Source organism: Psychrobacter sp. UBA3480 (assembly GCF_002377945.1).
Classification (GTDB): domain Bacteria; phylum Pseudomonadota; class Gammaproteobacteria; order Pseudomonadales; family Moraxellaceae; genus Psychrobacter.
The window spans coordinates 1-19,240 of record NZ_DFQV01000013.1 but is presented as its reverse complement, the minus strand read 5'-3'; the positions used below and the strand labels follow the sequence as shown (position 1 = coordinate 19,240).

The window sequence follows — 19,240 nt, the reverse complement described above, 5'->3', positions numbered from 1 at the left end:
CTCAGTCAATCTGCTTAGATACAAGACCTACAGACCATTGTCACAGCTGCGCCTCAATATCAAGTGATGCTTATCACTTATCATCAGTCTCACCAATAAACAGTCGGACACAGGCTGGTTTTACATTGGTAGAAATCGTGGTGGTAGTGGTTATCTTATCTATATTTGCTGGCATAATGAGTTTGTCTGTCGGTAGCAGTGAATCCCGAAAAAACCGCGCTTTTTATGAGCATCTGACTGATTCGTTGAGCTACGTTCGCCTATTGTCGGCTGAACGTATGCAGCCGATGGGTTTGCGTTTGCAAGCAGATAAGCAAGGTCAAGTAGAGCCAGTCATCGTTACCTTAACAAATCCATATGTTGCGTATCAGATAACAAAGATGACGTCAGATAGCACCGACAGTCAGTCTAAGAATGCTATGGAGCTGTCGGCAGAGGTTGCTGGTCTATCAGGCTCTACTGATGAGCAAAAACCAACGCCAAGTTGGGAAGTCGAGTCGGATATCAATTTGCCTGAACTGCCCATTGGCGTGAGTATTAGAGTTCAAAGTTTGGATTCTAGCGGTTTACAGAGTACGGGACGAACCCAAACGTTACAGCCTTGGTTTAGCGATCAAAACGTACCACAAGTATTGTGGTTTGGTACAGGACAAGCAACGCCCGTCACCATTGAAGTGCTTCATGATTCGCGTTTAGTGGGCGAGGTGATTACGATAATGCCAGATGGTAGCATGCGAATCGGACAGGGGTTATAGTGACTAAATTATATAAACCTCCTATGACAAATCAGCCTATGTCATCAAAATTTATATCACTCAAGTCTGGGCGCGAGAGCGGCTTTACCCTTATCGAAGTGATGGTTGCTCTGGCTATTTTAGCAGTGGTAGCCGTCGCGGCGAGCCGTGCCAGTAGTGCATACCTTGGTTCGGTTGATATATTGCGTACTCGTACGCTTGCTCACTTCGTCGCCCAAAATGCCGCCGCTGATTTGCGTATTCAAGAGACGTGGCTGACAGCCAACCGCACCCAAACCGTTAATGCTCAAGGGCATGATTGGCAAATAGTAATGACAGTCGGTGACGCCATCACACCTGCCCTAAAAGAAGTGAATATCGCAGTTGCGCCTATTATAGATGGACAGATACGCACATCGGTCACTGATATCACTGTGATGCTAAGTAATGCTGAGCAAGATACGGGCAGTTTGGATTTAAGTGTTCTAAGCACAACAGGTGATAGCGGGCAAGCAGGGGGCGGTCTGTGAGGCATCAGCGTGGTTTTACACTGCTTGAGCTAATGGTTGCGATGGCAATATTTGCGATGCTAGCCGTTGCAGGCTGGCAAGTGTTTGATGGGGTCAACCGTGCTCGTGAGCGCGCACAATTTCATGCTGGCAATCTGGCTGTCTTGCAGTACGCTTATTTACAGTTACAGCAAGACATGGGTCAAATTATCCCTTATCAAGAGATTACTACCCAGAGTGTTAGTGTAGCGAATAACAGTCCAAGCGATAGTACTAACGCGAACAACAAACCCCAATCAAGTGAACAAATAAACGAAATAGCGCCTGAGCCCTTTATGAGTTTAGATGGCGAGCATATCAGCTTTGTACGCTTTGCCGATCCTGATCCACGATATCAGAATAGCAATAGCCTCCAACGTATCGAATATATTTTTGCGGATGAGCGTTTGATACGTCGCCAGTATACCAGTATGGAAGGCGGGCGAGACAGCGTCAGCCTAGACAGCGTATTGCTCGAAGGTGTCACAGCAGGAAGCTGGCAAGCTTATCTACCAGAGCTAAGTACCAGATTTCCAAGCGATGACGCGAACAGTAGTACAAATACAGCGGTGAGACAATCAGCGAATCCAGCTAGTCCTAAGCCCACAGCTGTTTTATTACCGAAAGGAATCGCGGTTAGCTTTACATACCAAGACATGCCAATCACTTGGCAATGGGCACTTGCTCCGCAACCGATATCGTATAGCAATAGTCAAAGCACAGCCAATGATACAGATGGTGGTAGCAATGATAATGCCAATGCCAATGCCAATGCCAATAATGACAACAGCGGTAATGATGATAGTGACAATAATAGCAGTGCGGGAACGAATAATTGAGAAGGTAGTAGTTAAAATGCATCAATTGCTCAATAACAAAGGCTATGTATGTCGATGACTGCGAACTCTCAACGCGGTGTTGCACTGCTGACTATCTTATTACTGGTAGTAAGTATTACTGTGGTTGCAGGATCGATACTTGCTAGCCAAAAAATTGCAATTAGGCGTAGTGGGCTGTTATTCGATCAAAATCAGTTGCTGCAAGATATCGATGCAGGTCAACAGTTGGCAGTGACGATGATTCGCGCTGATAGCAACCTCAATGATACGGATAGTGCGCAAGATATCTGGGCGCAGCCTATACCACCTTATACATTGGCTAATCATAGTGTCAGCATCGAGCTACGCGATGAGTCTGGTCGTTTTAACATTAACAACTTGTATCAAGATGGGTCGGCCAATACCACTGCTTTAGCAGTATTCCAACGACTACTCACGCAACTAAATCTAGAGCCTGATATTGCTATTGCTATACTTGATTGGCAAGATGCAGACGGCGAGGTATATCAAGATGGCGGTGATGAAAGTACGGTATATGCGCAGCAGTCAAACGCTGTAGCAACAGATGCTTTGCCAAATCAGCCTTTTGTCAGTATCGATCAGCTTCTAGAAGTGAAAGGGGTGAGTGCTGAAACATTATCAGTATTACGGTCTTATCTTACCGCAGTGCCTTATTATGTGCCGATTAATATCAATACTGCCAGTCCTGTATTGTTAGCAGCACTAATTGATGGTGCTAACAGCCAACAGATGCAATCACTGGTAGATATGCGCGCACAGCAGGCGCTGACGTCTATTGATGCAGTATGGCAATTACCGATATTTGGCAGTGTGAATGATGAGCAACGAAAAGCCTTAACACCCATGCTCGCCGTTGATAGCCAAGCATTCATGGCGCTTATCACAGCGACTGATAATGCAACTGTCGGTCAAGCGAGAGAGCGTTTTGCTACTGTTTTGATTAGTAAAACTGTCGTTGATAATAATCAAGTAGTTAATAGTAGTGAGGCTGCTAGTAATAATCAGGCGAGTAACAGTAGTGAGGTAGACGGTAAAATGCCCAAGGAAGTCAAAGTAGTGACACAGCGACTATGGGCATTTCGTCCGAGCTTTTAGCAGATGGTATTTAGTCTTTGAGGCGTGTTTCTTCACTAGACTTCCAATTATATGCTCCGTAAAAAAGCATTTGTGCTTGACGAGTACAGTTATGTAGCATTAGCTGCTTGTTCTCTTCGATTTCGTTTAGATCAATTTCATCATCGTGATCTTCCGTGTAAGTCAGCTCTAGCCAATCAATAATCCAAGAGAAGAACATATTCACGCCAGCCTCCGCCAATAGGCGACGGTCATAAGCATTGATATGGGTAAACGCTGGCTGCAACGCTAAGTCGTCGGCCAACCCTTGAGCATGTATCTTAATCAACTCATTGATGGCTTTGCGTACTGCTTCTGATCCACCATAACGCTCACTGACCAAGAACTGCCAGTAGTAAGGCTGATCGCTGACCATATACAAGAATAGCTGAATACTTTTTGCGATTTGACGATCGAAGCTACGTTTGCGGCCAATCTGCAGGCTATCACTTAACGTGGCTAACGTACCGCCCAATTCCTCAATGACCAAAGCGCGCCCGAGTGACTCCATATCATCAAAATGGCGATAAAACGCCGTCGGCACAACGCCAACCTCGCGTGTTACTTGTCTGAGACTGATAGAGCTAAAAGATTGCCCTGTCATACATAAATCGAGCACAGCATTAAAAAAGGCGTGCCGAGTTTGAAGTTTCTTTTGTTCGCGACTGCTCATAATATTTCAAAATTGTCCGGTAGGTGTTTATCATACTCATTTCAACGCATAAATACGACTGAAATACGCCATTCGTGTTAATTTACTAAACCTGCACTGGTATTTTAAACCACTGTGCCCCAATGGCCTTGCAATTCTTGCGCCAGTCGATAAGCTTCATGGTCATTCATACCTGTAATAAAATCCAAAATATTTAAGACGTTATGATAGATATCGTCAGACAAGATGCGGCGATGTTCGTCAAGATGGGGCTGTAGCAATCTTAACAGACGTTGCTGCTCAAAAGACATCGGCGGCTGCATAGTAACAGATTGAGACCCTGTCCAAGCGAGCGGCATAAAGGCATTCAATAGGCTATGCAAGCATTGATTGGCCATTAACTCCATTCTTACTTTGCTCGGATGATTAAATATTTTTTCGCGTGCCAGCTGCTTAGCTTGATTGATACCATTTTGTACGCTGGTATCGCAATGGGCAAATAGGCTGCCTTGAAGTGTACCAGCTAGTAATGCATCACTATTGGCTACAAAAGCATCGGTAACTGTATTGACCAAACGCATCATGGCTCGTGCGCGCAGGGAGGCGAGGCTTTGTCTGACAGACATATGCGCTGGCAAGTTTACGCTACTCGGACGTTCACCAATTAGCTCATAAAATATCGTGGCAACTTCGCCATAGGTTAGCATATTCAGATTGATGCCATCTTCTAAATCGATTAGCGCATAACAGATGTCATCTGCCGCTTCTAGCAGATAAGCCAATGGATGGCGCGCAAAGCCATCGTGTTGCTCTGAGCGCGGTAAGTGCAAACACGCAGCTAACTCTTCTAGTTGAGACGCTTCGCTATAAAAGCAGCCAAATTTTTGCACATTATAATGGTTGTCATTGACATCGTTGCTGTGAGTCGCAAACCACGGATATTTCATAAACGCGCCTAGCGTGGCACAGGTAAGTCGCATGCCACCCTTGTCAGGATGATGCTCATTACGTGCCAATAGGCGAAACCCTTGAGCATTACCCTCGTATGCCAGTAAGTCTAATCGCTCGTTGCTGCTTAAATTTTGCAAAATTGCTTGCGGTTCAGGTTGTCTAAACCAATCACGAATCGCATACTCTCCAGCATGGCCAAAAGGCGGATTACCAATGTCATGAGCGAGACAAGCCGCTTGTACAATCACGCCGACATCTGCTGGTGAGACTCCTGCTGGTAGGCCGCTACCTAATGCGTCATGAATTTTTTCGGCGGCCATCATTCCCAAAGAGCGACCAATAGAAGACACTTCTAGCGAGTGAGTCAGGCGCGTATGAATACCAAGTTGATTGGTCAATGGATGGACTTGGGTTTTCTGATTTAACTGGCGAAAAGAGTGAGAAAATACCAGTCTGTCATAGTCTTTATGAAACTGAGAGCGAGTACTGGTATTGGCGTTAAATTTTTTGAAAGCACCAAGACGCTGTGAGTTGAGGAGATGTGACCATTGTGCGGTAGGGGACGACGAAGAGGTTGGAGTACTTAGCATATTAAACATCCGGAACCAAGGGAGCCTCTAGCATAGCAAAATAGCGCCCTTGGTACAGCTATATAGTCAGAGAACTACTAAACGGCTACGGCGTTACCCTCCTTAGAGGTACTATTTGTACAATCTGTAGTCGGCTACCTTGTACTCATTTTAGACTTCTTTGACTAGAGTTGATGCCCTATAAATTGGATACGGTGCCAGTTTTGCTTAGCCTACTATTTGTAGTAATTTCACTCGCCTTGCTTGTATTTAAATTATATTGAAACGACTATATTAAGACTTTTGACAGTTAAAAAGTACGTCTTCCTTATCGATAGCTACATCGCTGTCCAGTGTTTTATTAAGCAATGTGGCTTTGTCTCCATTTACTTGCCATATGATGCCGTGGGTATCGTCTAATCCGATATCACTGGTATAGATGCCCTTATCAGCATCAGTTTCACTATTAGCAGTAGCTGTTAAATCGTATTCGATACCATCGATGAGTAAATGTGCTGTCTGTGGTGTACTGTCGCTATGATAAGAAACGCCAATAGTAGCAGTAGGCTCACAAGAGAAAGGAGTGCTGTTGCTGGCGTGTGCTGCATGATCATGACCTGCGTGCGTATGTTCTTCGTGGCTATGACTCTCATGACTGTGATCTTCATGATCGTGTTCCATATCACTATGCTCTTCGTGGTCGTGATCTTCATGCTCTTTATCATCATGCATCTCATGACCTTGTTCATGCTCGGCGTGATTATCTACTGGTGCACCTTCAGATACCGCTGCATCGGAATCGTTGTTCGGCTGACAGCCCAATAGGGAGCCTGCCATCACACTACCTAGTATAGTCATACCTGCAAGTTTAGAGAAAGAGAAGTAATTAGCCACAGTATAAGTCCTCAAATAAGCAATATAAAGATATGTTATAATATAACAATATATAGGTAAAATAAAGCCGATGATGGAGAATATCCAACACCGGCTAATTAACTTTAAACAGGCTATACTATTTAAAATTACACGTTAAATCTAAAGTGCATCACGTCGCCATCTTGCACGATGTAAGTTTTACCTTCTAGACGTGACTTGCCAGCAGCAGCAGCACCTTTCTCACCGTTGTATTCGATAAAGTCGTCATACGCAATGACTTCAGCGCGAATAAAGCCGCGCTCAAAATCAGTATGGATCACGCCAGCTGCTTGCGGCGCTGTCGCACCAATAGCGACAGTCCAAGCACGTACTTCTTTTACACCAGCGGTAAAGTAAGTCTGCATATCAAGCAAGTCATAACCACCGCGGATTACTTGATCAAGGCCGGCTTCTTCCATATCCATCTCAGCTAGGAAGTCTTTTTTGTCGTCTTCATCGAGCTGCGCAATTTCAGATTCGATCTGGTTACATAGCGCGATAACGATAGAGTCTTCACCAGTGGCATAGTCACGAACAGCGTCAAGGTATGGGTTATTTTCAAAACCATCTTCAGAAACGTTAGCGATATACATGGTTGGCTTTAGCGTAATTAAACCATAACTTCTGATCAGCTTTTTCTCATCAGCATCTAGGTTAGCTGCACGAGCCGCTTTACCTTCTGCTAATAATGGTTCAACTTTTTTGAACACATCAAGCAATGCTTGCGCGTCCTTATCACCACCTTTAGCCTTTTTGGTTTGGTTGTGGATTGCGCGCTCAACAGCTTCTAAATCTGCAAGTGCCAGTTCAGTGTTGATGGTTTCGATATCATCAATCGGGCTAACACGGCCATCAACGTGTACGACGTTGTCATCATCAAAACAGCGTACAACATGAGCAATTGCATCGGTCTCACGGATGTTGGCTAGGAACTGGTTACCCATACCTTCGCCTTTCGATGCGCCTGCCACCAAACCTGCGATATCGACAAACTCCATCGTCGTTGGTAATACGCGTTCAGGATTGACGATATCAGCCAGTTGCTTTAGGCGTGGATCTGGTACTGGCACGATACCCGTGTTGGGATCTTTGGTACAAAATGGAAAGTTTTCAGCGGCGATACCCGCTTTGGTCAACGCATTAAACAAGGTGGATTTACCCACGTTTGGTAGGCCGACGATGCCGCAATTAAAACCCATAACATTCTCTCAATGTATTAATAAAATCAGTTGGTATAAAGTTTGGTTAAATGATAAATCAAAATTGGGCACATTGTAGCAAATTTACCTGAATAGGGGTGAGGTTGTTACGGTATATGCTCAGGTTTTTACCTGATAATGATAAGCAGCTTTATGATAAAAGCAGGTCATATTAGGAGCTTAAAAATGAATAAGGCGAATCAATAAGAGTGACGCATAGCTTATGTGGGCTGATAAACCCTATTTTTTAATATGGTAAACTGTCACGTATGAATAAGGGCTTAAAGTTCACATAAATTCAGCACATATATTCTGCTAGGTTTAGCAAATAATACTTATTCTAAAGCTATAAACAGTCAGATATAAGCTGATAATATCGCCAAAATAAAATGTAAGGCAATTTTAGACAATGACAACCTCGATTTTTGACACACGCCACTATAAATACCCGCAGAACTTCCTTGAGATTAAGCCCAAGCTGGCACGTCTGGAAAAGGCGATTAAAAAGCTAGAGGCAAATTTAATCGATGCTAATGACGATGCAAATATTGAGCTGTTAGAAGAAAGGTTGAATAATGAATTAGGATTAAAAATAGACTATGCCCGTGAGTTAAATCTTGACCAGTTATTAGCAGCCACAACTATCGAAGGCAAAGTGTTGGTCATTGCAGGTGCAGGCTCTGGTAAGACCAAAACGCTCACGTACCGGACCAGTTATTTGTTAGAGAACGGGGTCACGCCCAAAAGCATCTTGCTACTGACTTTTACGCGTAAAGCCGCCAATGAAATCAAGAATCGTGCAAAGACTTTATTGACTAATAGTTTATCTGATGAGGATTTGGCCAAGGATAAACTGCCAACTGATAAGCGGCTCAACGATATCACTAGTGGTACTTTTCACTCGTTTTGTAATATGTTGCTGCGTCAATATTCAGGGCTGCTTGGTATCAATCCGCGATTTACGATTTTGGATACGGGTGATAGTGAGGATGCTATCGACTTGGTGCATAAAGAAAAAAAGTATCCTAATCAGACCAAGTCACAAGCCTTTCCGCGCAAAAAAACGCTGCAAAATATCATCTCGACGTCTAGAAACAGACGTATACATATTCGCGACTTAATCGAAAGTAACTACCCAGATATTGCCGTACATATTCCTATTATCGAGCAGCTGGCAGTTGATTTCCATGAGTATAAGCGCGCCAATCACTTATATGATTTTGATGACATCATCAGCCAAGTCGTACGTCATTTGAAGACCAATGATACCTTTCGACAGCTGCTGCAAAGCCAGTATCGCTATATTATGGTTGATGAATACCAAGATACCAATATTCCGCAGAAGCAGCTAATTGATTTAATATGTGAGCCTGAGTCGGTATCGCTGATGGTAGTTGGTGACGACAATCAAAGTATTTACGCGTTTCGCGGTGCCAATTATGAAAACATTCTTCTGTTCGGTGAGACTTATCCTCAAGCCAAACTTATTAAGCTTGAACAAAATTATCGCAGCTTGCCGTCCGTTTTAAACTATATCAATGCTTTGTCAGCGCAAATCACGCTAGGCTATCAAAAGCAGCTATATTCTGATGCGCCGATAGAAGGACACAAACCAGTATTTCGACGACTCAGTGATGAGCCAAAAGAAGCGGGCTATATCACTGATAAGATTGTCGCGCTAAAGCCAGAGTATGACTACAACGACTTTGCAGTATTATGCCGTACGTCTTTTCAGTCCAATTACGTACAGCTAGAGTTTATGGCGCGCAATATTCCCTTTATCGTCGTGGGTGGTATCAAGTTCATTGAAAGACGTCATATCAAAGACGTATTGGCCTTTGTCAAAATACTCTATAACCCAAATGACACAATTGCTTGGCATCGAATTTTAACCTTGTTTAAAGGGGTGGGTGCAGTGACGGCGACGCGCTTAACCCAAGCTATTACTGCTGACAACAATGCGTTTGAATCTTTACTGGCAGCGCCCTTTGCGAAAAAAAGCGAGCAGCTAGAACCTCTATATCATGCGCTTACCAAGGCACAGCAAGCTGAATTAGTCGAGACAGCTATTGAACATATTCTTGAGTTTTATCTTCCAGTGTTAAAGCTTATCGAAGACAATTGGCGTGAGCGTACCGAAGACTTTCGGGTATTAAAGAACTTAGCGACAGAGCACACAAGCCTTGATAGTTTTTTAGAAAATCTCGCTTTAGACCCGCCTAATGATTCAGTTGCCGTGATGGGCAATTCGGATAATGGACAAGACAGTAGCAATGACAAAGTCACTATCTCGACCATTCATAGTGCTAAAGGGCTTGAGTGGCCAGTAGTGTTTGTTAACTCATTGGTAGATGGTATCACGCCGCATCATCGTTCTTTGGATGACTTTGAAGCATTAGAAGAAGAGCGTAAGCTGTTTTATGTTGCCTGTAGTCGTGCCAAAACGCAGTTATATCTGACCGCACCAAACTACTTCTCTAGTTATTCTGGATACTTTGACAAACCGTCACGTTTTATCGCTGAGCTATCTGCAGAAGAGGTAACGGTTGAGACGACAAGGCGAACCATGATAGAAGACGATGATCCCATTTGGTGGTAATATTCTATGTTTAGTTGATTATCTAATCAATTAAACATAAGCTGATAAGGCTATGCAGTAATATCGATAAGTGAGCTTTCGAATAGTCGAAAGTTTCATGGTCAAAAAAATGGGATAATTTGACGCTATTTTCATCAAATTTGTTGCTAGATTATTGCTCAGAGCTAGTATTATTCCTATCAAAAATACCTTCTCAAAAACCCCATAACCAAAAGTATGTGACGCGAAAATATTTCTCAGATAAGGGTTTCAAATTTATCCTAATGCGTTACTATTACCACCTAATTCTGTTAGACCCTTATATTTGATACTCTGTATTAACACCCTAAGAAAAGGATAGGTTATGCGCTACGAAGTTATCGTTATCGGTGCAGGTATGGTTGGCACGTCAATCGCGTGGCATCTACAAAAAAATAACTCAAATGTATTATTGTTAGACAAGAAATTGCCAGGGTCAGAGACCTCATATGGCAATGCAGGATTGATTCAGCGCGAAGCCATTCATACACATCCTTTTCCTCGTCAGCTGACAGAAATGATCAGAGTGTTGCCAAACCAAGGTACAGATATTCGCTATCGTATTCCAGCCATTTTGCGTTATCACCAAGCCCTGCTTCAGTACTGGAAATACTCTACACCTGCTTCAGTCAAAAAGATTGAATCAGAGTGGCAGACGTTGATTGAGCATTGTACTAGTGAGCATCAAACCATGATTAGCGCCTCTGATGCTGACGAGCTCATTACTCGTGATGGTTGGTTGCAATTGCATCGCTCGGAAGAGACGTTCAAAGAAGCTCAAGTATCAGCTATCGACGCGCGTAACCAAGGTGTTGAGCATAACGTACTAAACCTTGAAGAGCTCAAAGCAATGGAGCCTAGTGCCAATTTTGAAGGTTTTGTTGGTGCAATTCATTGGAAAAACTCTTGGCAAGTATCGAACCCAAGCTCGCTCGTGAAAGCTTATGCAAAAAACTTCCAAGATATGCAGGGTACGATCAAAGAGAGCGATGTAAAAGAAATCGTTCAAGATGGCGAAGGCTGGAAAGTTATCACTGATAACGATACCTACTATAGTGACAAATTGGTTATCGCAGCAGGCCCATGGTCTAATGATTTGATCAGACCACTTGGCTATAACTTGCCACTATTCCCAATGCGCGGTTATCATCAGCATTTCAAAGTGACAGAAAAGAACACCATCAATCACAGTATGTTTGATATGGACAAAGGCTTTGTGATGGGGCCGATGCAGCAGGGTATCCGTATCACTACTGGTGCTGAGATGACCACGATGAATGCGCCAAAGAACTTTGGTCAGTTAAAAACCGTATTGAAGCTGGCTAAAAAAATCTTGCCATTAGAAGATGCGGTTGAGAGTGAAGCATGGGCAGGGTCACGTCCTTGTATGCCTGATATGAAGCCAGTAATCGGTCCTGCTGACAAGCATGACAAACTATGGTTTGCATTTGGTCACAGCCATCAAGGCTTTACCTTAGGTCCAATGACAGGTCGTCTGGTTGAAGAGATGATCCACGATAAGCCTACATTGGTCAATCTTGCACCATTTAGTGCCCAGCGTTTTTCTAACTAAGCGCGCATCTGATATATAGTTGATCCAATTTAAGAGCGGTACAAGGCAACCGAGTGCAGATGTATATGTCATACTTCAAGCGAGGTCAACGCTGTAACGCTTTTATAGTGGATTGACTATAGTTAGTACAGACTTAAATTAATAAATGAAAGGTATAGACATGATTAAGAAGCTACACAGCAATCAACGTATGAGCAAAACCGTAATCCATAACCAAACTATCTATTTGTGTGGTCAGGTAGGTAACGCAGAAGACGATATCAAAGCGCAAACATTGACTTGTCTAGAAAAAATCCAAACGTTGCTAGAAGAAGTTGGCAGTGATAAATCAAAGCTACTATCAGTCACGGTTTGGATCAAAGACATGGCTGATTTTGCCGCTATGAATGAAGTTTATGACCAGTGGTTTGAAGGTATTCAGCCACCGGCTCGCGCTTGTGGTGAGTCAGCTTTAGCACGTTCTGAGCTATTGGTTGAGATGATCGCCATCGCTGCTGAGTAATAAACGGCTCGCAGTATCTATAGTACCTGTATCAAATAGAAATGAAAAAGGCCATGATAATGATATCGTGGCCTTTTTTGTGCTTGGTAATAAGCAAATTTAATTATTAAAAAAGGGCGTGCTAGCTTACTAGATAAAGCCTGCGCTATGTGACGTCAGCTAAACAATACAATGATTAGTATAATAAGGGTTAGCACCCTTTCCATACTGCTTGACGCTTCTCAATAAATGCATCAATCCCTTCACCCACATCGTCTGCCATCATATTGCCCGTCATTACTTCACTAGCATAGTCATACGCATCTTCAACGCTCATACCCAGCTGCTTATAAAACATATCTTTGCCAGTTTTTACTGCTACCGGAGACTTGGCAGTGATTGATGTTATCAGTGACTGTAGTGTTTGATCGAGTTGCTCTGCTGGTGCTACTCGATTAATCAATCCATATTGTAAGGCAGTGTGCGCGTCGATAAATTCACCCGTAATCAGCATCTCAAATGCTTGCTTACGAGGTAGATTACGGCTGACGGCTACAGCAGGTGTAGAGCAGAACAGTCCCACATTTATCCCAGAAGTAGCAAATTTTGCATTATCAGCGGCAACGGCTAAGTCACAAACTGCGACTAGCTGACATCCTGCGGCGGTGGCAATGCCTTGTACTTTTGCGATAACAACTTGCGGCATACGATTGATGGTAAGCATCATTTTGCTACATTGCTGGAATAGGGCACGGTGAAATGCTGCATCTGTATGCGTGCGCATTTGCTTTAGGTTATGACCAGCACAGAATGCCTTGCCTGTCGCTTGAATAACCACGACTCTGATCGTATCGTCTTGAGCGATACTGTCTAGCTCTGTTTGCATGGCAGACAGCACTTCAACGGACAACGCATTGAATTGCTTGGGTTGGTTTAAAGTGAGCGTGACGACGCCACTTTCTTTATTGTCTTCTCTAATAACCAAAAGGTCGTCTAGGTCTAGAGTAATGTCAGATTGAGTCATTTATCATCCTTGATAATCGGTTGTTTGATTTGGCAAAGGCTACTATTTATAAAGTTATATAAAGCGTTTTAAATAGTAGCATGGCTCGTATTCTATACGATAGATGAAGCACATAGAAAGCGCACGAAAAAAATAGCGCACTCAGATGATGAGTACGCTATTGGTTTTTCAATCAGATATAATTCTAAGACAAATCTGTACTGAACTTAATACGCACCTTCGCTATAGATAAGCTCATAGCTATGGCTATAGATTTCAACGATGTTGCCAAACGGGTCTTCCATATAGATCATGCGGTAAGGTTTTTCGCCAGGGTAGTAGTAGCGTGGTTTTTCCATACGCTTTTTGCCGCCTGCTGCAACCATACGCTCCGCCAGTTCTTCAACGTTTGGATCTTGAACACAGAAGTGAAAGATACCTGTTTTCCAATATTCAAAGTTGTTTTCAGGGTTTTCTTGATTTTTGAATTCAAAAATCTCAACACCGATACGGTCGCCAGTAGATAGGTGAGCGATACGGAAACTGCCCCAACCAGAACCAAATACTTCAGTACACATCTCACCAATCGGGCTGTCATCTTCGACAATCTCAGTTGGTTCCATGATGGTGTACCAACCCATCACTTCGGTATAAAATTTTACGGCGGCATCTAAGTCAGGGACTGACAGACCGATGTGCGAAAAGCTTCTTGGAAATCGGGCTGTCATCTTCGACAATCTCAGTTGGTTCCATGATGGTGTACCAACCCATCACTTCGGTATAAAATTTTACGGCGGCATCTAAGTCAGGGACTGACAGACCGATGTGCGAAAAGCTTCTTGGATAAACGTTGTTCATAGCTTGTGCTCCTGTTTGCTGTACTCTTGTTTAACGTGAGGCCAGTATACAAACGCACTGTCATTATGTAAAATTATCAAATATTATATAAATAAGTATGAAAAGTAATGATAAATATCATATGGCTACGAACTTTCTGTACGCTTGCTGAAGTTGGGCACTTTACTCGTACGGCTGAACGTCTATATATGACGCAGTCTGGTGTGAGCCAACACATAAGCAAGTTAGAAGAGCAACTAGATACAGACTTGTTGATTCGACAAGGAAAGCAGTTTTCATTGACCAATGCAGGTGAGGAGCTTTATAAAGAAGCAGGCGAGATATTGCAGCGATTATCAAATTTAGAACAGCGTATCGGTGAAGATCAACCTTACGAAGGATTTGTAAGGTTGATGTCACCGGGTAGTGTGGGACTTAAACTATATCCGCAGCTTTTGACACTACAGCAGCAGCATCCAAAACTAGTAATTGATTACCGCTTTGCACCCAATTCTGACATTGAGCGGGCGTTGGCAAATCACGAGATTGATATCGGCTTTATGACAGATGTATCAGACGATGAAACGGTTAGCTGCAAACCTATGGCACAAGAAGCATTGATACTAGTAACCCCTGCGGCTACAGTAGAGCCTAGCTGGGAGCAGCTTATGGCACTTGGATTTATCGATCATCCGGATGGCGCCCATCATGCAGGCATGCTACTGACTGCCAATTATGAGCAATTTCAGCATATCAATGATTTTGAGAAAAAAGGATTTTCGAATCAGATAGGGTTAATCTTAGAGCCAGTCAGCAGAGGATTAGGCTTTACTGTTTTGCCAGCACATGCCGTGGCTGCTTATTCAAAGCCTGAGCTGATTAACAGTCATCATTTACCAGTTGCCGTTAGTGAGACGCTATATCTGGCAGTCAGACGACAGCAAGCACTTTCTAATAGAATGCATACGGTCATTGACGAAGTAAAAAAATGGCTATAGACATGTTAAGAATGATAAATGCACAGCTAACGAAGGGTTAATCGAAAGTTCAATAGCTGTGCGTTTAGTGGAGGAGGTTCATTGATAGATTGCGACTATGAAAGATTGCGTCTATCTTAAAGTCTGCCCAAGTTTGATACTTGCAGCGATATTAGCAGCAGTCGTCTCAATATTGTTGTAAGCAGAACCCAACACATTATCAATCGTGTCTACTTTTTGGATACTCGGCATGACCACATTGAACTGACTGGTCTGGGCAGGTTTTAGTCCATCGACGCTGCCGCAGATAGCAATGACAGGTGTACGGCTAGCCTTAGCGATTTGGCTGATACCGCCTGCCACTTTACCCATGGCTGTTTGCGCATCGAGCTTGCCTTCGCCAGTGATGACGAGATCAGCCTCTGCAATATGCTGTGACAGGTGAGCCACTTCGGCAACCGTATCAAAGCCTGACTTTAGCTGAGCTTGAAAGAACGTCATCATCGCATAACCAAGACCGCCAGCAGCGCCAGCGCCTTCGACATGTTGACAGTCTTCATAGCCATGCTGTCCACATATGGTCGCAAAGTGACTGAGTGCCTTGTCCAAGGTATTGACTTGCTCTGGACAGGCGCCTTTTTGTGGCCCAAATACTGCGCTTGCACCTAGCAGACCGCATAATGGATTGGTCACATCACAAGCAACCTCGAATACCGTGTCTGATATCTTTGTATGAAGGCTAGTATTATCGAGCTTATGTAGGCTGGCAAGTGCGCCACCACCATGAGTGAGCAGGCTATCATTGATGTCATGAAATGTTATGCCTAGCGCCATTAGCATGCCAAGGCCTGCATCGTTGGTCGCGCTACCACCTAAACCAATGACGATACGCTTAGCACCTTCTGCTAACGCATCTTCGATCAGCTCCCCAACACCATAGCTACTCGCCATAACAGGATTACGCTCATCAACTGTCAGTAGATGCAATCCGCACGCTTGAGCCACTTCGATAACAGCAGTCGCGTCAGGCAATAACAGATACTTTGCGGTAATCGGTCTCATCAATGGGTCATGTACTCTGACTTCTTTCCAGCGCCCGCCCAATACATAAGACAATACCGCTGAGGTACCTTCACCACCATCTGCCATTGGCAGTAGCTTATAGTCAGCATCTGGAAACACTTGACTAAAGCCAGATTGAATGGCGTGGCATACGTCCAGTGCTTCTAAACTTTCTTTAAACGAGTCAGGGGCGATTAAAATTTTCATACGGCTCTCTTTGAATATCTTAATGACACGATCATTGCGATAGTGTCATGTTTTAAAACATTTATTTAACAATCATCAAATAAACGTATGTAGAAATACCCAATTTTATGAACTAGATAAACACTAGGGTCAATAACCAGATAAATACGATGCTAGTCACACCTTGGATACCAGTGGCCATTGAATGAGCCTTGTACGCCTGCGCGACGCTCATGCGACTAAACTGGCTAACAATCCAAAAGAAGCTGTCATTGGCATGTGAGATGGTCATGGCACCAGCACCAATTGCCATCACGCAGAACACGCGTCCAAGCTCGCTGTCTAGGCCAATCTGGCTCAATAGTGGGGCAACCATAGCAGAAGTCGTAACCAATGCGACTGTGGTTGAGCCTTGTGCTGTTTTTAGCGCAGCAGAGACGATGAATGGCATGAAGATGCCTAAACCCAAGGCCGATAGCGTCGAACCTAAGTAGTCACCGATTGGCGTCACTTTCAGCATGGCACCAAATGCACCACCAGCACCAGTAATCAATAGGATAGGGGCTGCTACTACCAAGCCTTGCGAGATACTGTCGCTGATTTCTTGCGTTTTTTGGCTTGATTTAATCAGGAAAAACGATAAGAACAAACCGATAAGTAACGCAGTCAATGGGTTACCAATGAATATTAAAATTTCCGCTACCATGCTACTGCCAAATGGTGCGCTTGGGAAGTTAGCAACCGAAGACAGGCAGATTAATATGATAGGAACGATAATCGGTAAAAACGCCATTGTTGCTGAAGGCAAGTGACTATAATCATCACGAGTCTTCATTCCTTCAAGCATTGCTGCTGGAGCATCTGCCGCATTGATATTGTCAGGAGTGGCGTTAAGAAAGCGATTAGACCACCACCAACCAGCTAGTACCGCAACTGCTGTCACGACCACACCGACCATAATGACCAAACCTAGGTTTGACTCTAGACCTAAGTTACCTGCCGCTGCGATTGGGCCTGGCGTAGGTGGGACAAAGGTATGGGTAGCGTATAGACCAGTGGCCAAGGCAATGCTCATCGCGACACTTGATACATGTAGGCGCTCAGCTAAAGATTCTTTTAGAGAGTTCAAGATAATATAGCCAGAGTCACAAAATACAGGTATAGAAACGACTGCACCGACGATAGACATGGTCAAAGTAGGGAAGCGTGGCCCCAGTACTTTGATGACTGACTCTGCCATTACGATAGCAGCACCCGTTTTTTCAAGAATTAAGCCAATAATCGTACCAAATACAATCACAAGACCGATATAGCCTAAGATACCACCGAAACCATCAGAGATTGTCTTGGCGACCGTATTAAGTGGTACTTGATAAAATAGCGCGACCAAGAAAGCGGACAAGATCAATACTAAAAAAGGATGCCACTTTAGTTTTGCGGTAGCGAAAATAATAAAAAGAATGGTCAGCACAAGCCAAAATACAATCATCACTGTCTCAATATGGTTTATATCTTAATTGATTACCAATGCAAATATAGTCAATTATATCGAGATTAAATACGGTATATAGCGTGCTAAGTCTACTCTGCGTAGTGCTTTCACACGCTTTTACCATGCCTACATTTAAACGATATCTGACTAACTATCTGCATCACTAACGATACGAAATTTTAAAGGGGCATATTTTATAGCAAATAGACGCCGCTAGGAAATAGATTCGTTAAATAGTTGGCGCTGTTGACAAAAAATTGAGAGATACTTAATTTTGAAATGAGAGAAGTTAGTAATAAAACGTCGAAGACGTGTGTGGAAATACTTTTATAACTAGCAATTGCTAATACTTCAAACCAAAAAAACTGGCCATTTATAATGACCAGTTCTTGTATAAGCAATATTTACCTACCTGAGTAATAATTATTTTTAAGATAAGTATTCTAAGAAGTGACATTATTTACAGTTAGGCAATCTTATCAAAAAAAGCTTTGTTATTGGTAGCAGTTGCAGTATCAAAGCTGACGTAAATGTCCTGATCATCCAATGTGGCATACCAATGATCATCGTTGCCACTGGTCAACAGCTGAAAATATTTGTCATTGACTATTCTGCCAACTGTATATACTTCACCTTCGGAATAGTATGCATTACCTTGGATACAGATAAGCTTGTCATCGGTATGGATGTTATTATTTTCTTTCATGTTCTTGCGCCCTATTAGTACATTAAATAGCAGTAGATTATCAATTCTGCTAATAGTAATAAAGATGATTATATAGGCAGTATCTTGTTGTTTGGTATAGCGTTTTTGAGGTAGTTGTTGCATTTAGTTACTACAACATTGCATAGCTAACACCGCTATCATAGCAATAGATTTCTTGAGAATTCTAAGCTGTTTAGGAATATATAAAATCCTAATTTATCGAGATAAAGAGGTGTAAGTTAGCGATATAGATTGTCTAAATACATAAACTCTAATATCAAAAATGACGCACGTAAAAAAGCCAGCAACCTAAGTTGCTGGCTTTTTGCAGACTGAGTCTAACTAGATAGAAGATTACTCTTCAGAATAGTCTTCTTCAGCAGCTTCTTCGTCAGCTGAATCTTCGTTGTTACCATCTTCAGAAAGAATAGTAACTAAGATGCTAGCAGTAACGTCATGGTGTAGCTGAATATCAACATTGTATTCGCCAACTTGACGTAGAGTGCCTTCAGGTAGCTTGATTTCAGCACGGTCTACTTCTAGACCTGAGTTAGTCAATGCTTCAGCGATATCGCGAGTACCGATAGAGCCGAATAGCTTGCCTTCGTCACCTGATTTAGCACGCATGATAACATTAACGTCAGTCAATGCATCAGCACGCTCTTGAGCAACAGCGATCTCTTTTGCTTCTTCAGCTTCAAGTTCAGCACGACGTGCTTCGAACTTTTCAATGTTAGCTTTAGTAGCAGGTAGCGCTTTGCCCTG

19 protein-coding genes are annotated in these 19,240 nt (G+C 43.1%); 8 read left to right on the top strand and 11 right to left on the bottom strand.

Annotation, left to right across the window (positions count from 1 at the left end; all coding sequences use genetic code 11):
* Positions 1 to 125 precede the first annotated feature (125 nt).
* From B2863_RS04805 to gspK, 4 genes are read left to right on the top strand one after another with little or no spacing between them, the layout of a single operon-like run.
* Positions 126 to 755, top strand: a complete 630-nt coding sequence (locus tag B2863_RS04805) for a prepilin-type cleavage/methylation domain-containing protein (protein WP_414706885.1) — start codon at positions 126 to 128, stop codon at positions 753 to 755.
* 38 nt (positions 756 to 793) lie between these two features.
* Positions 794 to 1,264 (top strand): type II secretion system minor pseudopilin GspI, encoded by a 471-nt coding sequence (gene gspI / locus B2863_RS04800; RefSeq protein WP_296207928.1) that lies wholly within the window; start codon positions 794 to 796, stop codon positions 1,262 to 1,264.
* A complete protein-coding gene (gspJ, locus tag B2863_RS04795; RefSeq protein WP_296207926.1) occupies positions 1,261 to 2,121 on the top strand; it encodes a type II secretion system minor pseudopilin GspJ in 861 nt (286 codons plus the stop codon). The genes gspI and gspJ overlap by 4 nt, the downstream gene beginning before the upstream one ends.
* Positions 2,122 to 2,169: 48 nt before the next feature.
* Complete coding sequence (gspK, locus tag B2863_RS04790; RefSeq protein ID WP_296207925.1) at positions 2,170 to 3,237, top strand: type II secretion system minor pseudopilin GspK; 1,068 nt, start codon at positions 2,170 to 2,172, stop codon at positions 3,235 to 3,237.
* Positions 3,238 to 3,247: 10 nt separating this feature from the next.
* On the opposite strand, the gene B2863_RS04785 is transcribed toward gspK, so the two are convergent.
* From B2863_RS04785 to ychF, 4 genes are all read right to left on the bottom strand, one after another.
* Positions 3,248 to 3,928, bottom strand: a complete 681-nt coding sequence (locus B2863_RS04785; protein WP_057759356.1) for a TetR family transcriptional regulator — start codon at positions 3,926 to 3,928, stop codon at positions 3,248 to 3,250.
* A gap of 104 nt (positions 3,929 to 4,032) precedes the next feature.
* Positions 4,033 to 5,448, bottom strand: a complete 1,416-nt coding sequence (locus tag B2863_RS04780; RefSeq protein ID WP_296207923.1) for a deoxyguanosinetriphosphate triphosphohydrolase — start codon at positions 5,446 to 5,448, stop codon at positions 4,033 to 4,035.
* Between the two features lie 273 nt (positions 5,449 to 5,721).
* Positions 5,722 to 6,321, bottom strand: a complete 600-nt coding sequence (locus B2863_RS04775) for a hypothetical protein (RefSeq protein WP_296207921.1) — start codon at positions 6,319 to 6,321, stop codon at positions 5,722 to 5,724.
* A gap of 128 nt (positions 6,322 to 6,449) precedes the next feature.
* A complete protein-coding gene (ychF, locus tag B2863_RS04770; protein ID WP_201547425.1) occupies positions 6,450 to 7,541 on the bottom strand; it encodes a redox-regulated ATPase YchF in 1,092 nt (363 codons plus the stop codon).
* Positions 7,542 to 7,950: 409 nt separating this feature from the next.
* On the opposite strand from ychF, the gene B2863_RS04765 reads away from it, so the two are divergent.
* The 3 genes from B2863_RS04765 (at position 7,951) to B2863_RS04755 (ending at position 12,233) form a co-directional block, all read left to right on the top strand.
* Positions 7,951 to 10,140 (top strand): ATP-dependent helicase, encoded by a 2,190-nt coding sequence (locus tag B2863_RS04765; RefSeq protein WP_296207917.1) that lies wholly within the window; start codon positions 7,951 to 7,953, stop codon positions 10,138 to 10,140.
* 343 nt (positions 10,141 to 10,483) lie between these two features.
* The gene (locus B2863_RS04760; protein ID WP_296207914.1) at positions 10,484 to 11,731 is read left to right on the top strand and encodes an NAD(P)/FAD-dependent oxidoreductase; all 1,248 of its coding nucleotides are present in this window, start codon (positions 10,484 to 10,486) and stop codon (positions 11,729 to 11,731) included.
* A 163-nt stretch (positions 11,732 to 11,894) separates the two neighbouring features.
* A complete protein-coding gene (locus B2863_RS04755; protein ID WP_339343188.1) occupies positions 11,895 to 12,233 on the top strand; it encodes a RidA family protein in 339 nt (112 codons plus the stop codon).
* 190 nt (positions 12,234 to 12,423) lie between these two features.
* On the opposite strand, the gene B2863_RS04750 is transcribed toward B2863_RS04755, so the two are convergent.
* The 3 genes from B2863_RS04750 to B2863_RS14680 form a co-directional block, all read right to left on the bottom strand.
* The gene (locus tag B2863_RS04750) at positions 12,424 to 13,236 is read right to left on the bottom strand and encodes an enoyl-CoA hydratase (protein WP_296207912.1); all 813 of its coding nucleotides are present in this window, start codon (positions 13,234 to 13,236) and stop codon (positions 12,424 to 12,426) included.
* 206 nt (positions 13,237 to 13,442) lie between these two features.
* Positions 13,443 to 13,943 carry a lactoylglutathione lyase family protein gene (locus B2863_RS04745; protein WP_296207911.1) on the bottom strand — a complete coding sequence of 167 codons (501 nt, stop codon included), beginning with the start codon at positions 13,941 to 13,943 and terminating at the stop codon, positions 13,443 to 13,445.
* Positions 13,891 to 14,073 (bottom strand): VOC family protein, encoded by a 183-nt coding sequence (locus B2863_RS14680; protein ID WP_414706884.1) that lies wholly within the window; start codon positions 14,071 to 14,073, stop codon positions 13,891 to 13,893. Before B2863_RS14680 ends, B2863_RS04745 begins: the two co-directional genes overlap by 53 nt.
* 107 nt (positions 14,074 to 14,180) lie before the next feature.
* Here B2863_RS14680 and B2863_RS04740 point away from each other — a divergent pair, with 107 nt between their 5' ends.
* Entirely contained in the window at positions 14,181 to 15,050 is an 870-nt protein-coding gene (locus B2863_RS04740) for a LysR family transcriptional regulator (protein WP_296207909.1), read from the top strand.
* Between the two features lie 111 nt (positions 15,051 to 15,161).
* Here B2863_RS04740 and B2863_RS04735 read toward each other — a convergent pair whose 3' ends face one another.
* The 4 genes from B2863_RS04735 to rplI form a co-directional block, all read right to left on the bottom strand.
* A complete protein-coding gene (locus tag B2863_RS04735) occupies positions 15,162 to 16,298 on the bottom strand; it encodes a glycerate kinase (protein WP_296207907.1) in 1,137 nt (378 codons plus the stop codon).
* Positions 16,299 to 16,410: 112 nt separating this feature from the next.
* Complete coding sequence (locus tag B2863_RS04730) at positions 16,411 to 17,766, bottom strand: GntP family permease (protein ID WP_296207906.1); 1,356 nt, start codon at positions 17,764 to 17,766, stop codon at positions 16,411 to 16,413.
* A 469-nt stretch (positions 17,767 to 18,235) separates the two neighbouring features.
* Complete coding sequence (locus tag B2863_RS04725; protein ID WP_296207903.1) at positions 18,236 to 18,475, bottom strand: hypothetical protein; 240 nt, start codon at positions 18,473 to 18,475, stop codon at positions 18,236 to 18,238.
* A gap of 354 nt (positions 18,476 to 18,829) precedes the next feature.
* Positions 18,830 to 19,240 (bottom strand): 50S ribosomal protein L9 (gene rplI / locus B2863_RS04720; RefSeq protein ID WP_296207902.1); only part of this gene is annotated, 411 nt, incomplete at its 5' end.